The following is a 13,708-nucleotide window of genomic DNA, read 5'->3' as shown; positions in this document are numbered from 1 at the left end:
TTGCGCCCGGTTCTCGCGCTGCTAACCTATGCGCTTGGAAAGCAAAGTCTCATGGGATGGGAAGGTCGAGTTGTCCGAAAGTAAGAATGTCGAACAAATTGCCTGGCGCCCCGGTGCGAGCACGATCGAAGCCACGCCGACGAGGCTTCAGATGTTTTATCGGCACCCGCCCGCGATGACCTCACCGCACTGGCATGCGCAGGTCGAGGTCAACTTCATCATGCGCGGAGCGGTCCGCTACCGGATGGCGAACCACGAAGTGCTTTTGTCGGAGGGAGAGCTCGCCCTGTTCTGGGGTGGGCTGCCGCATCAGATGGATTGGAGCAGCGACGACTCGCTCTACGCCGGTGCCCATCTGCCTCTCGTCTATTTCTTTCGGCTGCAGTTGCCGACCGATGTGTCGACGCGGCTGATGGGCGGGGCCACTCTGGTAACCCGCGCGACTGGCATGGCGGACTACGAGAATTTTCCGCGTTGGTTCGACTATGTATCTTCCAGGGACCAGCTGAAATCGGAACACGCGGTGGATGAACTGCTGCTCCGTCTGGAGCGCGTGAAGTTTGATCCATACAGCACGATTCCGGTAAAGTTGAGCGACAAGCGGGAAGCCAACCCCTTCGACTACCAGTCATCCCGATCCGTCGCGCCCATGTGCGACTACATTGCTCAGAATTTTCGCGAAGAGATCAGTTCTGCGGACATCGCTGCGGTCGCCGACCTGCACCCCAAATACGCCATGAACCTCTTCCGCCGCACGACGGGAATGACCTTGAACGGATACGTGAATCTGCTGCGACTCAGCTACGCTCAGGCTCTTCTCACCGAAGACAATTCGAACGTCTTGCGTGTGGCAATGGATAGCGGTTTTGGCTCACTGAGCGCGTTCAGCAAATCTTTCCGAAAACTCGCCGGCATCTCCCCATCGGACTTCAAGCGCAATCGCGGTGGTCGAAATCCGCTACGCCGGCATTCCGACTGGACATAGGGCGTCCCATACGATTGGCGTCCACTTGGCCAGATTGATGAGGAACGTCTCCTCATACCGATGCGGTCGTGCGCGATTCATTTAGCCCCGTGATCAAATGCGCTGCCACTCACAGGCGAATCCCAGTGCACTCCACTTGACCACTCGATTTTGTCAGCCTAACATTAGTTAGGTAAAGCATTGTAGGAGCATATTGTGACAGTCAACGCAGACAGTTCGACATTGGCTACATCTCAAGCGTCCCACTGGTTCACGCCAGAGCATGAAATGCTACGGGATCAGATACGGCGCTTTGTAGCTGAAGAAATCAAACCCCATGCGGATGCTTGGGAACGCGACGGCTTAGTGCCGCGCGAAGTCTTAAGGAAAATGGGAGACCTCGGATTCTTTGGTATCCGTTACTCCAGCGAGTATGGCGGCTCGGAGATGGACACCCTCGCGACCGTGGTCCTCGCCGAGGAGCTTGGACGTTCAACCTACTCGGGTGTTGCGATTACCGCCCTTGTCCACACCGATATGGCATCGGTCCATCTCTACAACGCCGGCAACGAGGCGCAAAAGTCGCGCTGGATGCCGAGAGTGATCGCCGGCGAGACAATCGTGGCTGTTGCGGTAACCGAACCCGACGCCGGTTCGGACGTGAAGGGAATTCGAACGACGGCAGTTCGCAAAGGCGACAACTACGTCATAAATGGCAGCAAGACATTTATCACGAACGGTGTGCACGGTGACCTCTACTGTGTCGCCGCCAAGACGGATACGGCCGGACCCGCTAGCCGGTCTGTGACGATGTTCCTGGTCGAAAAGGGAACCCCGGGCTTCAGCGTCGGACGGGCTCTCGACAAGCACGGTTGGCGCTGCTCGGATACGGCCGAACTCGTCTTTGACAATTGCGTCGTTCCTGCAGAGAACATCCTCGGCGAGGAAGGTCGCGGCTTCTATGCGATCATGCGGAATTTCCAGAATGAGCGGCTGGTGCTCGGTGCGATGGCAATGGGGGAAGCCCAGGCCGCACTCGACCTGACCGTCGACTATGTCAAGACACGGATGGCGTTTGGCGCCCCGCTTTACGAAAAGCAAGCCATTCGCCAACGGCTGGCAATGCTCTCCGCAAAGGTGGAAGCCGGTCGCCAGTTGGTCTACGCCATCGCGTGGCGAGATGCTCAGGGCGAAGATGTCACCAAGGAAGTTTCGATGGTGAAGGCGTACTGCGGCGAACTCGTGAACGAAGTCATGTACGATTGCCTCCAATTCCATGGCGGCTTTGGTTACATGCGCGAAAGCGCTATCGAGCGCATGACGCGTGACGCTCGAATTCAGGCGATTGGCGGCGGTGCAACCGAAGTGATGCTGGAAGAAGTCGCCAAGAGGCTCTGATCATCCACTTGGCGTGATATCTGCGATCGGAGAGAAATCTCCGATCGTCAGTCCGGAACACGCAATAGAAGCATCCGAGTTTTTAGCGACCCGTTTTAGCGGTGATCTCGGACTACGAGATGCAGCCATTCAGCTTCCGTCCAAGGTGATCCTGTCCCCGGGGCTCAACCCCGTTGTAGGCCAAACTGTGATCGCATCCAGCCGCCACTCCGCCGTGTCTGGCTAAGTCTGACAGCGCACAGTCGGCTCATTGCTCGCGGAAGGCTCAACCCGCCGCTAGGCATAGCGACCCTATCATTGGCGCCTTCACATCCCGCAACGAAGCGCCCGAAGCTCAGACCGCGGCCCGATGCGACCGCATTTGGGGCAGTTGCTCAATCGCCCCAAATAGGTGCCCAAACTACTGCATCAGCGCTCTTTAACCAGACTTCGCTGAAACCGCTCGGCTCAAAGCAACTTTGAAATCAGCGCCGGTCCTGGACCTGATCTCATCAAGGGCAACGCCATCCGCCAGCTCGGTTAGCGTCATGCCGCTGCCGCCCTTCTTGTCGATTTCAAAGACGCCAAGGTCGGTAATCACCACGTCCACCACGCCAGCCCCCGTCAGTGGCAGGTTGCAGGCGTCCAGGAGCTTCGGCTCCTCAAAGCCATCCTTGCCCTTCGCGACGTGCTCCATGACCACGATAACGCGCTTGACCCCTGCCACGAGGTCCATGGCGCCACCCATCCCCTTTACCATTTTTCCGGGGATCATCCAGTTCGCGAGATCGCCATTGGCGGCCACTTGCATGGCGCCGAGAATCGACAAATCGATATGACCGCCGCGGATCATCGCAAAGGAGTCCGCGCTCGAGAAATAGCTGGTGGTCGGCAGCTCGGTGATGGTCTGCTTGCCGGCGTTGATAAGGTCAGCATCCTCCTCCCCCACAAAAGGAAAAGGGCCCATGCCGAGCATGCCGTTTTCCGACTGGAGCTGAACCCGCATTCCCTTTGGAATGTAGTTCGAGACCAGCGTCGGTATGCCTATGCCAAGATTGACATAAAAGCCGTCGCGCAGTTCGCATGCCGCACGCGCAGCCATCTGTTCACGGGTCCAGGCCATTCGTCTTACTCCTCCACCCCGACAGGCGCGACTAGCGGCCGTTCGCGGACCGTTGTTTGCTCAATGTGTTTGATCGGATTCGGAACGTGCACGATGCGCTGCACGAAGATGCCTGGTGTGTGGATACAATCAGGGTCGATTGATCCGGCCTCGACCAGATGCTCGACTTCCACAACGGTCATCTTCGCGGCGGTGGCCATCATCGGATTGAAGTTACGCGCTGTCTTCCGGTAAACGAGATTGCCTTCCGTATCGCCTTTCCAGGCATGGACCAAAGCGACATCGGCAAAAATTCCACGCTCCATGACGTATTTCTCACCATCGAACTCACGCACTTCCTTGCCCTCGGCAATCACGGTGCCGACCCCGGTCCTGGTAAAGAAGGCTGGAATACCGGCGCCTCCGGCCCGCAGTCGCTCAGCCAGCGTGCCCTGCGGGTTGAATTCGAGCTCGAGCTCTCCCGACAGGTACTGCTGGGCGAACAGCTTGTTCTCCCCCACATAGGAAGAGATCATCTTGCGGATCTGGCGCGTTTCCAGAAGACGGCCCAGGCCGATGCCGTCCACGCCCGCATTGTTGGAAACAAAGGTCAGGTCCTTGGCGCCGGACTCCCGCACCGCTTCGATCAGGGCCTCGGGAATGCCGCACAGACCGAATCCGCCCGCCGCAATCGTCATGCCATCCTTGATGAGCCCGGCCATCGCCGTGGCTGCATCCTTGAAACATTTGTCCATCGAACTCTCTCTGTTAAGCGATGCCGGCCTTGTTCATTGCGGCCCGTTGCTTGCGGCCAGCCCCGCAAGAAGGCGCTCAGCCCTGAGCAGATGCGGGCGGTCCAGCATTTCGCCGTCAACGGCTACGACGCCTGCACCCTTGTTTGTTTCGAAAGCCTCAATCACTTGTCGCGCTTTCTCCACCGCTTCTGCTGAAGGGGTGAATGCTTCGTTGATCACCGGAACCTGCGCCGGATGGATCGCCATCTTCGCCACAAAGCCGTCGCGGCGGGCCATTCGGCATTCTTCTTTCAAACCAACCGTGTCGCGGAAATTGGTGAAGACGGCATCCACGGCATCAACGCCTGCCACCGCCGCACCGAGCAACGTCAATGAGCGCGCCAGGCGATAGGGATCTGTGTAAGCCCCATCGTCCCCCCGGTTCGTCTCGGCACCGAGATCTGCGGAAAGATCCTCGCCGCCCCAGGCCAACCCTGTGAGGCGGTCGCTTGCTCCGGCGAAAGTCCCAAGAGCAAACAATCCAGCCGCATTCTCCGTGGCAATCGCAAGTATCCGGGTCGAGCCATCTACGAGGCCGAAGCCGGCCTCCCGAACCGCGAGCTTGGCCGACAGAAGCGTCACATCCGCACCGCCGACAGTCTTGGGTAGAACGATCCCATCCGGCGCAGCCTGCATGATCCCGTCGAGATCGACATCCGTCATACCGGTGGTCAATCCATTCACGCGTACGTAGAAACGAGGCCGGCCGACCTTGTTTCTATGTTCCGACAGAAAAGCGGATGTGATCTGCCTAGCCTCCGTCTTGGATTGGAGGGAAACGGAATCCTCCAGGTCGATAAGAAGAGCGTCGGCATCAGTGGCCAACGCCTTCTCAAGTTTCTTCTGGCTATCACCGGGCACAAAAAGAAGAGATCGCATCAGGCGTTCCTTTGTATGGATGGATGCAATTTTGAAGAAATCTGTGGCGGTGCGATTGGCAAAAAATCCAATGGATCGCTTATGCAAAGCTCAGTTCACCTGCAGAACGGGAGCTTCACAGTTCCCACTCACGCGTACGTCCTTTGATCTTCGATGACCTTGCCGTCATTCGGAAGGCTGCCTACGGAAACAAGGGAAACCATTCCCTTCAACTTCGTGACATTGTATAAGGTCGCCCCGATGACCTCCGAAAATTGCTCTGATTGTGTGTGAGTTTCTGCGTAGAGGGTCATGCAGTCCGCGTTGTTTTTTCGGGTGACCAACAACCGCAGGCGGGCGAGCTCCGGATGACGCTGCCCGATCTGCGCAATCTGCTCCGGCCGTACAAACATTCCCTTTATCTTGGCGGCCTGGTCTGCGCGGCCCATCCAGCCTCCGATACGCATGTTGGTCCGGAAGCTTGTGCTCTCACCGGGAATGACACGCGACAGGTCGCCCAGAGCCAGACGTATGATCGGATTTACGGCGTTGAGGGTTGTAACAACGATTTCGCCGACGTCGCCGGCCGGAACAGGGATCCCTGTTCCGGGATGTACGATCTCGAGAATGATGTCTTCGTTGACGGTCATCCCCTCGCTGGAAGGTGTCTGGTAGGCGATTACTCCGGCGTCCGCCGTTGCATAGATTTCACACGACAAGATACCCCTGTCTGATAATTCTTTCCTCAGGCTTGCGGGGAACGCTGCACCAGACAGGGCTGCCTTTCGTATGGACGTGATGTCGCGGCCATTACTGTCTGCCGCATCCAGCAAGATCTTCAGAAAATCAGGTGCACCGCAGTAGGCGATTGGCCTGTAGGCCTCGATCAGTTCGAGTTGTTGCTCGGTGTTGCCGGGGCCAGCGGGTATCACCGCGCAACCAAGTGCGCGCGCACCCGAATCCATTATGAAGCCGCCCGGCGTCAGATGGTAGCTGAAGGTATTCAGCATCACATCACCCCGACGGAGCCCGGCGGCGTAGAGGCCGCGCGCAGCGCGCCACGGGTCGGGAACGTCTGCCTCGGGTTCAAAGATAGGGCCCGGCGATCTGAAAAGGCGTGCGAATGAACCCGGGCTGTTCAAGATCAGACCGCCGAAAGGCAGGGCCGCCCCCTGGAGGGTCGGAAGCTCGGCTTTGCGCAAAACAGGCAATGTCGCCAGTGCTTCGCGATCGGTGATCTTGTCCAGATCAAATCCGCGGAGTCTCTCGGCATACGCCGGCGCCAGGACGGCGCGCTTCAGCGTTTCCGGCAGCGAGGCGAAGAGTGCGGCTTCACGCAGAGCCGGCGCCCGGGTCTCCAAGGCATCGTATGGCTCAGTCATGATCCCGCCCATGTCTTTCGTATCACGCATCGCAATTCTTCCTGTTATGCCAGCCAACGCTTGCGGCGCTTGTAGGTTTTCACCTCGCGGAACGACTTGCGGTCACCATCGTTAACGCCAAGATAGAACTCCTTCACGTCCTCGTTCTCACGCAGCATCTCGGCCGCCCCGTCCATGACCACGCGCCCGGTCTCGAGTATGTAGCCGTAGGTGGCATATTTCAGCGCCATGTTGGTGTTCTGCTCTGCCAGCAGGAAGGATACGCCTTCGCTGCGATTGAGCATGCGGACGATCTCGAAGATCTCCTCGACAATCTGCGGCGCAAGCCCCATGGACGGCTCATCGAGCAGGATCAGCTTCGGGCGCGACATCATCGCCCGGCCAATGGCGCACATCTGCTGCTCGCCGCCGGAGGTATATCCCGCCATCGACGTGCGCCGCTGCTTCAAGCGTGGAAAGTACTCATAGATCGCTTCCAGATCACGGCGAATGGCGGCGTTTCCATCCCTGCGGGTGAATGCGCCGGTGAGCAGGTTCTCCTCGATGGTGAGATGACCGAAGCAGTGACGGCCCTCGAGCACCTGAATGCAGCCGCGCCGCACGAGCTCGTTGGGCGAAAGACGATCGACCCGCTCGCCAGCAAACTCGATCGAACCTTTGGTGACATCGCCTCGCTCGGCATGGAGCAGGTTCGAGATCGCCTTGAGGGTCGTCGACTTGCCGGCGCCATTTGCACCGAGCAGTGCAACGATGCCGCCCTGCTGCACGGTCAAGGAAACCCCCTTCAACACCAAGATGACATGGTCGTAGATCACCTCGATATTGTTGACGCTAAGGATCGTGGCGGGCTCGGCTGCCGGCGGAGAGCTTGTAGTGCTGACTGCTTTCATCGAATCTTCTCACTTAGAGCACGGATCATCAGACCACTGGATATATGAGAGCGGTTCACGCCCGCAGAGGAAGGGGATGCGGCTTTCCGGCCGAAGCGGGCCGCATCCCTGACAATCAAGCCGAGCTTGTTAAGGATTGTCGCAGGGTTCCGTTCGCTGCGGCCAACCCGTGTTTCGTTCGGCGTATTCTTTCGCGGCCGCTGAAATTAGGGGCATCACGAGATCCGGCATCGGCTCGATGTCGTCCGAAGAACGGACCCATTTTTCGCCGTCCCACTGCTGAATGAATGCTGAGCGATGTCCGTTGTGGTCAGAACACGAAAGTTGGATGGGGCCTGCGAAACCTTCCAACCCGATTTCCTTCCACCGTTCAGCCGTAATGTTCAGCGTTTCGATGCCACGCCGCATATCCTCGGGGGAGATGACCTTCTTCCCGGTCAACTGCTGAGCATTGCGGATGCTTTCCGCGACCAAGACAGAATTGTAAACGCCTCGATTGTAGAGAACGGCACCGAGCTTTTCTTTCGTCGCGTTAGACTTTCCGGTCTCAACCAAGAGGCGATCGATGTCCTGGATCGCCGGGAAATCACTACCGACGCCATGCCAATTGAGGACCTTGAAGCCCTTGCCAGCTTCACCGACGGACCTGGCGTCATCTTCGCTTGGCCACCAGATCGAAACGATCTTGTCTGCCGGGAACCCGGCTCTTGAAGCTTCCTTGAGGGCCGTCGGGTTCATTGCACCCCAACCGAACAGGACGATATAGTCTGGACGATCGCGCCGAATTCCCAACCACTGAGCGGCCTGGTTCTGCATCTCTTGTGGCGCGACCGGGTATTGCTTCAGGTCAAAGCCGATACTTTTTGAGAGTTCCTCAAGCAACGGAATAGGCTCTTTGCCGAAGCCTCCATCGAGGTAGAGATAGCCGATGCGTTTGCCTTTCAGGCTCTCCAAGCCACCTTCCTGATCGCCGATGTATCGGATGATCATCGCGAGGCCATCCCAATACGTATTGGGCGGGTTGAAGATCCACGGGAAGACGTTCCCGTCTGCCGAGGCCGACAAGCCATGAGCCATGGAAAGAACCGGGATTTTGTCGACGGCCGCACGCGGAACAATGGCAAGCGCAGTACCCGTAGTCCAAGGACTGATAACGACCGGCTGCTTACCTTTTACCGCCTCATAACACTCGATACCTTTCTTGGTATCATAAGCCGTTTCACATTCGTCGACGAGGATCTTGACCCCTCCAATACCGCCGTCGCGTTCGTTCAACATCTCCATGTAATCGCGCAGTCCATCTGCGACGTAACTACCTTGAGCCGAGAACGGCCCGGTCCGGTAGGTGAAGTAGGGCACATAGATCTGCTCCTCCGCAGCAGACGGTGCCGAAGAAAGAAGCGGAAGCGAAAGAATGGCTCCGCACAACAACTTCTTCAGTCTAAAAGCGTTCAATTTTTCCTCCACTTGAACAGCCAACGATATTTCCGAAACACACAGGATAGATCTTCTCCCGACACCCGAAGGGCGCAGTCGCTCAATATGGATATGGCCAGACACGAAGCTTCTGCTTGGCGATCTGCCATAGGCGCGCCAACCCGTGCGGTTCGACGATCAGGAAGAAAATGATGAGGCCGCCGACGATCATGAAGCGCAGATGTTCGATCGTGTCGGCCCCGATGCTGATCCCGAAAGGTGAAAGGATCAGGGGCAGCCCGAAACTCAGAGCAATCGGGATGATGTAGATCAGCGCCGCCCCAAAGAACGAACCTATAAGGCTGCCCAAACCGCCGATGATCACCATGAACAGGATGAAGAAGGACTGGTTTATGTCAAAGACGTCGTTTTCGGCGCTGCCATACCAGAGGAAGACCAGCAGAGCACCGGCGACACCGCAGTAGAAAGAAGAGACAGCGAAGGCGAGAAGCTTTGTCTGAAGGAGGCGGATTCCCATCAACTCGGCGGCCAGGTCCATGTCGCGCACAGCAATCCATGTCCGTCCGATACGGCCATGCACAAGGTTCGATGCAAACCAGGTGAGCGCGACGACGATGGTGAGCACCACGAGATACCGTGCCTGCGGCGTCGCGGTTGCCCCGACAATCGGAATGCCGAACAATGTGCGAAGCGGCGTTTCGATTGCGCCTGAGACGTTGTAGTTGACGAGCCAGGGGATACGGATGAAGCACCATTGCAGGAAGAACTGGGCGGCGAGCGTCGCCACAGCCAGATAGAAGCCCTTGATGCGCAAGGACGGCAGGCCAAAGAGAACGCCGACCGCAGCCGAGAAGAACCCCGACGCCAGGATCCACACCACGATGTTCACGCCGGGAAACAACGTCGTCAGCTTGTAGCAGGCATAGGCACCGACGCCCATGAATGCGCCCGTCCCGAGGGACAGCAGGCCGGTGTAGCCGGTCAGGATGTTGAGCCCGATTGCTGCGAGCGAGAACACCAGGAACGGTATCAAAACGGCCTGAAGCAGGAAGTCATTGCCCAGGAAGGCAAGACAATAAGCACCCAGGATGATCGCCCCAAGCCCGATCCTGTCTTCGCGCAAGGGAAAGATCGCTGCATCGGACACGTAGTTCGTCTGGAACTGGCCAGCTTCGCGGTAGAACACGGACGAAACTCCTTCAAATTCGTTCGATGATTTTTTCGCCGAACAGGCCTTGCGGTCTGTAAAGCAGGAAGAGAAGAGCGATGGCATAGGCGAGCCACGTTTCGATGCCACCGCCGACGAGTGGCCCCCAGTAGAACTCGCCGAGCTTCTCGCCCACACCGATGATGAGCCCGCCGATGATGGCGCCCGGGATCGATGTGAAGCCTCCAAGGATCAGGACAGGAAGAGCTTTGAGAGCGATGACCTGGAGCGCGAAGGAAACACCCGAGCGGGCGCCCCACATGATGCCTGCGACCAGCGCCACGATGCCAGCCGCAAACCAGACGATGACCCAGATCTGATTGAGCGTGATGCCCACGGAGAGGGCTGCCTTGTGGCTGTCTGCCACCGCGCGCAGCGCTCGGCCGATCCGGGTCTTGGAGAACAACAAGGCAAGCACACCAATCATCACGGCAACGATCACGGCAGCTGCCATATCGAGATGCTGCAATCGGACAACCCCGCCGAACATCTCCAGTTCGGTAGTTCCCTGCGGCAGGTAAAGAGGCCCGGTGATCATCTCGCGCGGACTGCCACCGAAGATCAGTTCGCCGAGACCGATCAGGAAATAGGTCAAGCCGAAGGTCGCCATGAACAGAATGATGTCGGGCTGATTGACCAGAGGACGCAACACGACCCGCTCGACCGCAACGGCAAGAACGAACATGGCAGCGACGGCGAGCAGCAACGCGAGGTAGGCTGGAACACCCTTCTCATAGAGGCCAACCAGGATCAGGGCCGCGAAAACGACCATGATGCCTTGCGCGAAGTTGAAGACCCCGGAGGCCTTGAAGATGAGCACGAAGCCGAGCGCGATCAGCGCGTAGAGTGCGCCCGATACAAACCCTTCCCAAAGCGTCTGGACGAGCAGATCGGGGGCCTCGGCCATGAAGATGAACGGCTCGATGAAGATCTTGAAAAGAATATCCATGCTGTCCCTCAATGCGATACGCCAAGATAGGCATCGATGACGCGCTGATCGCGCCTGACCTCATCTGGCGTGCCGTCTGCAATCTTGCGCCCGTATTCCAGCACGACCACCCGGTCCGAAAGGTCCATCACCACGCCGATGTCGTGCTCGATCAGGGCAATGGTGGTGCCGTATTGCTGGTTCGCCTCAAAAATGAAGCGGGACATGTCCTCTTTCTCTTCGAGGTTCATGCCGGCCATCGGTTCATCGAGCAACAGAAGTTCCGGCTCCATGGCAAGCGCCCGTCCGAGTTCGACCCGCTTCTGCAGCCCGTACGGAAGCTTTCCGACAGGCGTTTTGCGGATGTGTTGGATCTCGAGAAAATCGATGATCCCCTCGACGACGCGCCGGTGTGCCACCTCCTCCGCCATAGCCGGGCCATGACGAAAAAGCTGCCAGAAGAAGTTCGAATTCATCTTGATCGACCGGCCGGCCATGATGTTGTCGAGCGTCGACATGCTCTTGAACAGGGCGACGTTCTGGAACGTGCGGGCAATGCCGCCCCGTGCCGCTTCATTGGGCCGCATCTTGTTGCGGTTTACGCCCTTGAAGGTGAGCCGGCCTTCGGTCGGAAAGTAAAAGCCGTTGATGCAGTTCAACATCGACGTCTTCCCGGCTCCATTCGGCCCGATAATGGCGCGGATTTCGCTCTTCCTGATATCGAAAGACACGTCGGTGAGCGCGCTTAGGCCCCCAAATTTCAGCGACAGGTTCTCGACCGAAAGCAGGACTTCGCCTTTGCCGATGGCATGATCTGGAGCTCTCATTCCGCAGCCTCCGGTAAAGAAGTTGGTTGTTGGACGCTGCTAAGATCTACGTCCCTGATCGTCACCCTCGCGGACAGCACGCCCTTGCGCCCGTCCTCAAAGGCAACCTCCGTCGAGATGTCGGCTGCGGTCGAGCCGTCGTAGAGTGCCTGGATCAACGGAGCGTATCGGTCCGCGATGAAACTGCGGCGAACCTTCTGGGTGCGCGTCAGCTCACCGTCATCGGCATCGAGTTCCTTGTGAAGGATCAAGAAGCGCTTGATCTGCGCGCCCCGCATGCGCGGCTCCGCAGCGAGCGTACGGTTCACTTCGACGATATGCTTGCCAATCATATCGTAGACCAGAGAATGGCCCGCCAGTTCCTGATAGGACGCATAGGTCAGACCAGTTCGCTCGGCCCAGTTGCCGCACGCCACGAGATCAATGTTGATGAAGCAAGAAACGTAGTCTCGTCCATCGCCGAAGCAGACCGCTTCCTTGATGCTCGGATAGAACTTCAGCTTGTTCTCCACGTATTTAGGCGGGAACAGCGACCCATCCTGCAATTTTCCGACATCTGTGGCGCGGTCGATGATCTTGAGATGACCGGTCTCATCGAAGAAGCCCGCGTCGCCCGAACGCACGAAGCCGTCCGAGGTCATGGTTTCAGCGGTCTTTGCCTCGTCCCTGTAGTATCCCATAAAGACGCCGGGCGAGCGGTAGATCACCTCCCCATTCTCGTCGATGCGGATCTCGATCCCCGGTGCCGGCCGGCCGACCGTGTCGGCACGGATCTGGCCGTCAGGCTGAAGCGTCAGATAGATCGACGCTTCGGTCTGCCCATAAAGCTGCTTCAGATTGACACCGATCGAACGGTAGAACTTGAAGATCTCCGGCCCGATCGCCTCGCCTGCGGTGTAGGCTACCTTGATCTTCGTCAGGCCAAACTGATTGCGAAGCGCGTCATATACGGAGACCTTTCCAAGCCAATATAGAAGGCGATCAACGGCTCCAACCCCGCTCTCCCGGTTCAAGATCTTCTCGCCGACCTTATTGGCGTGCTTGATGAAGAAATTGAACATGCGGCGCTTGAGCGCGCCAGCGTCCTCCATTCGAACCATGGCGTGCGTCAGCGTCTGCTCGAAGAAGCGCGGCGGCGCAAACAGGTAGGTCGGCCCTATTTCGCGCCGATCATCGTCCACGGTTTCCCGGCTCTCCGGGCAGTTGATGCAAAGCCCAGCAATGATGCCTTGCGCATAGGAGAAGATGTGGTCGCCCGCCCAGGCCAGCGGCAGATAGGCAATGATCTCGTCGCCTTCCTGCAGATTGTCGAACTCGCAGCCTATTTTGCTGGCGGCTATAATGTTGTCATAGGACAACATCACGCCCTTCGGAGCGCCGGTCGTCCCCGAGGTGTAAAGAATTATCGAGAGATCCGATCCGGTTCCCGCTTCAAGCTCTTTCTGAATAATTTCTGATTCTGCCGGATCAGCAAGGAGGGCCCTGCCCTCTTCGATCACCGATGCGATCGAGCGCAGCCCGGCCTGGCTGTAGTCGCGAAGACCTTTTTCCCGATCATAGAGAATGACCGTCAGTTGCGGGAGACGCTCTGAAATGGACAGAAGTTTGTCTACCTGCTCTTGATCCTGGACCGCGGCATAAATGACGCCGGCATGATCCAGCACATAGGCCAGCTCTTCAGCGACGCTGTCGGCGTATACGGGAACAGGGACGGCGCCGAGCCACTGGGCAGCGGCGATGGTCCAGTAAAGGTAAGGCCGATTGTGCCCGACGATGGCGATCTTGTCGCCACGGCCGAGACCCATTGCCCGCAAGCCGGCTGCGTAACAACGGACGATCTCACCGGTTTCCTTCCAGTTCCAGACACCCCAAATGCCGAGATCCTTGTGCCGGAAAGCAACCCGCGTCGGGCGCTCGCGCATGTTCCGCACCAAAAACTTAG

The 13,708-nt window shown here is 58.1% G+C and carries 12 protein-coding genes; 2 read left to right on the top strand and 10 right to left on the bottom strand.

What is annotated here, in order from left to right; translation table 11 throughout:
• Window positions 1-34: 34 nt before the first annotated feature.
• Together IB238_RS00160 and IB238_RS00155 are read left to right on the top strand one after the other, a co-directional pair.
• Window positions 35-985, top strand: coding sequence for a helix-turn-helix domain-containing protein (locus tag IB238_RS00160; protein WP_246723454.1), 951 nt, complete (start codon window positions 35-37; stop codon window positions 983-985).
• A gap of 222 nt (window positions 986-1,207) precedes the next feature.
• Window positions 1,208-2,362: an acyl-CoA dehydrogenase family protein gene (locus tag IB238_RS00155; RefSeq protein ID WP_246723555.1), complete on the top strand. Its 1,155-nt coding sequence runs from the start codon at window positions 1,208-1,210 to the stop codon at window positions 2,360-2,362.
• A gap of 418 nt (window positions 2,363-2,780) precedes the next feature.
• Here IB238_RS00155 and IB238_RS00150 read toward each other — a convergent pair whose 3' ends face one another.
• The 10 genes from IB238_RS00150 to IB238_RS00105 all read right to left on the bottom strand — a co-directional run bounded on the left by IB238_RS00150 (window position 2,781) and on the right by IB238_RS00105 (window position 13,688).
• Window positions 2,781-3,464 (bottom strand): 3-oxoacid CoA-transferase subunit B, encoded by a 684-nt coding sequence (locus tag IB238_RS00150; RefSeq protein WP_192242293.1) that lies wholly within the window; start codon window positions 3,462-3,464, stop codon window positions 2,781-2,783.
• Window positions 3,465-3,469: 5 nt separating this feature from the next.
• A complete protein-coding gene (locus IB238_RS00145) occupies window positions 3,470-4,198 on the bottom strand; it encodes a CoA transferase subunit A (protein WP_192242292.1) in 729 nt (242 codons plus the stop codon).
• A 33-nt stretch (window positions 4,199-4,231) separates the two neighbouring features.
• A complete protein-coding gene (locus IB238_RS00140; protein ID WP_192242291.1) occupies window positions 4,232-5,116 on the bottom strand; it encodes a CoA ester lyase in 885 nt (294 codons plus the stop codon).
• A gap of 128 nt (window positions 5,117-5,244) precedes the next feature.
• Entirely contained in the window at window positions 5,245-6,477 is a 1,233-nt protein-coding gene (locus IB238_RS00135; RefSeq protein WP_192247223.1) for an AMP-binding protein, read from the bottom strand.
• A gap of 44 nt (window positions 6,478-6,521) precedes the next feature.
• Window positions 6,522-7,367, bottom strand: a complete 846-nt coding sequence (locus IB238_RS00130; protein ID WP_192242290.1) for an ABC transporter ATP-binding protein — start codon at window positions 7,365-7,367, stop codon at window positions 6,522-6,524.
• 129 nt (window positions 7,368-7,496) lie between these two features.
• A complete protein-coding gene (locus IB238_RS00125) occupies window positions 7,497-8,846 on the bottom strand; it encodes an ABC transporter substrate-binding protein (protein ID WP_246723453.1) in 1,350 nt (449 codons plus the stop codon).
• A gap of 58 nt (window positions 8,847-8,904) precedes the next feature.
• The gene (locus IB238_RS00120; RefSeq protein ID WP_192242289.1) at window positions 8,905-9,990 is read right to left on the bottom strand and encodes a branched-chain amino acid ABC transporter permease; all 1,086 of its coding nucleotides are present in this window, start codon (window positions 9,988-9,990) and stop codon (window positions 8,905-8,907) included.
• Between the two features lie 13 nt (window positions 9,991-10,003).
• Entirely contained in the window at window positions 10,004-10,960 is a 957-nt protein-coding gene (locus tag IB238_RS00115) for a branched-chain amino acid ABC transporter permease (RefSeq protein ID WP_192242288.1), read from the bottom strand.
• A gap of 8 nt (window positions 10,961-10,968) precedes the next feature.
• Entirely contained in the window at window positions 10,969-11,766 is a 798-nt protein-coding gene (locus tag IB238_RS00110) for an ABC transporter ATP-binding protein (RefSeq protein ID WP_192242287.1), read from the bottom strand.
• Window positions 11,763-13,688, bottom strand: coding sequence for an AMP-binding protein (locus IB238_RS00105; protein WP_348648178.1), 1,926 nt, complete (start codon window positions 13,686-13,688; stop codon window positions 11,763-11,765). Before IB238_RS00105 ends, IB238_RS00110 begins: the two co-directional genes overlap by 4 nt.
• Between the last annotated feature and the right edge of the window lie 20 nt (window positions 13,689-13,708).

Source organism: Rhizobium sp. ARZ01, from assembly GCF_014851675.1.
GTDB lineage: Bacteria > Pseudomonadota > Alphaproteobacteria > Rhizobiales > Rhizobiaceae > Mycoplana.
This window is presented reverse-complemented; position numbering and strand designations above follow the sequence as displayed.

Coding starts and splice junctions, on each gene's coding strand:
- IB238_RS00115 (WP_192242288.1), bottom strand. CDS start 10,960: ATGGATATTCTTTTCAAGATCTTCATCGAGCCGTTCATCTTCATGGCC.
- IB238_RS00135 (WP_192247223.1), bottom strand. CDS start 6,477: ATGACTGAGCCATACGATGCCTTGGAGACCCGGGCGCCGGCTCTGCGT.
- IB238_RS00150 (WP_192242293.1), bottom strand. CDS start 3,464: ATGGCCTGGACCCGTGAACAGATGGCTGCGCGTGCGGCATGCGAACTG.
- IB238_RS00140 (WP_192242291.1), bottom strand. CDS start 5,116: ATGCGATCTCTTCTTTTTGTGCCCGGTGATAGCCAGAAGAAACTTGAG.
- IB238_RS00105 (WP_348648178.1), bottom strand. CDS start 13,688: ATGCGCGAGCGCCCGACGCGGGTTGCTTTCCGGCACAAGGATCTCGGC.
- IB238_RS00110 (WP_192242287.1), bottom strand. CDS start 11,766: ATGAGAGCTCCAGATCATGCCATCGGCAAAGGCGAAGTCCTGCTTTCG.
- IB238_RS00145 (WP_192242292.1), bottom strand. CDS start 4,198: ATGGACAAATGTTTCAAGGATGCAGCCACGGCGATGGCCGGGCTCATC.
- IB238_RS00130 (WP_192242290.1), bottom strand. CDS start 7,367: ATGAAAGCAGTCAGCACTACAAGCTCTCCGCCGGCAGCCGAGCCCGCC.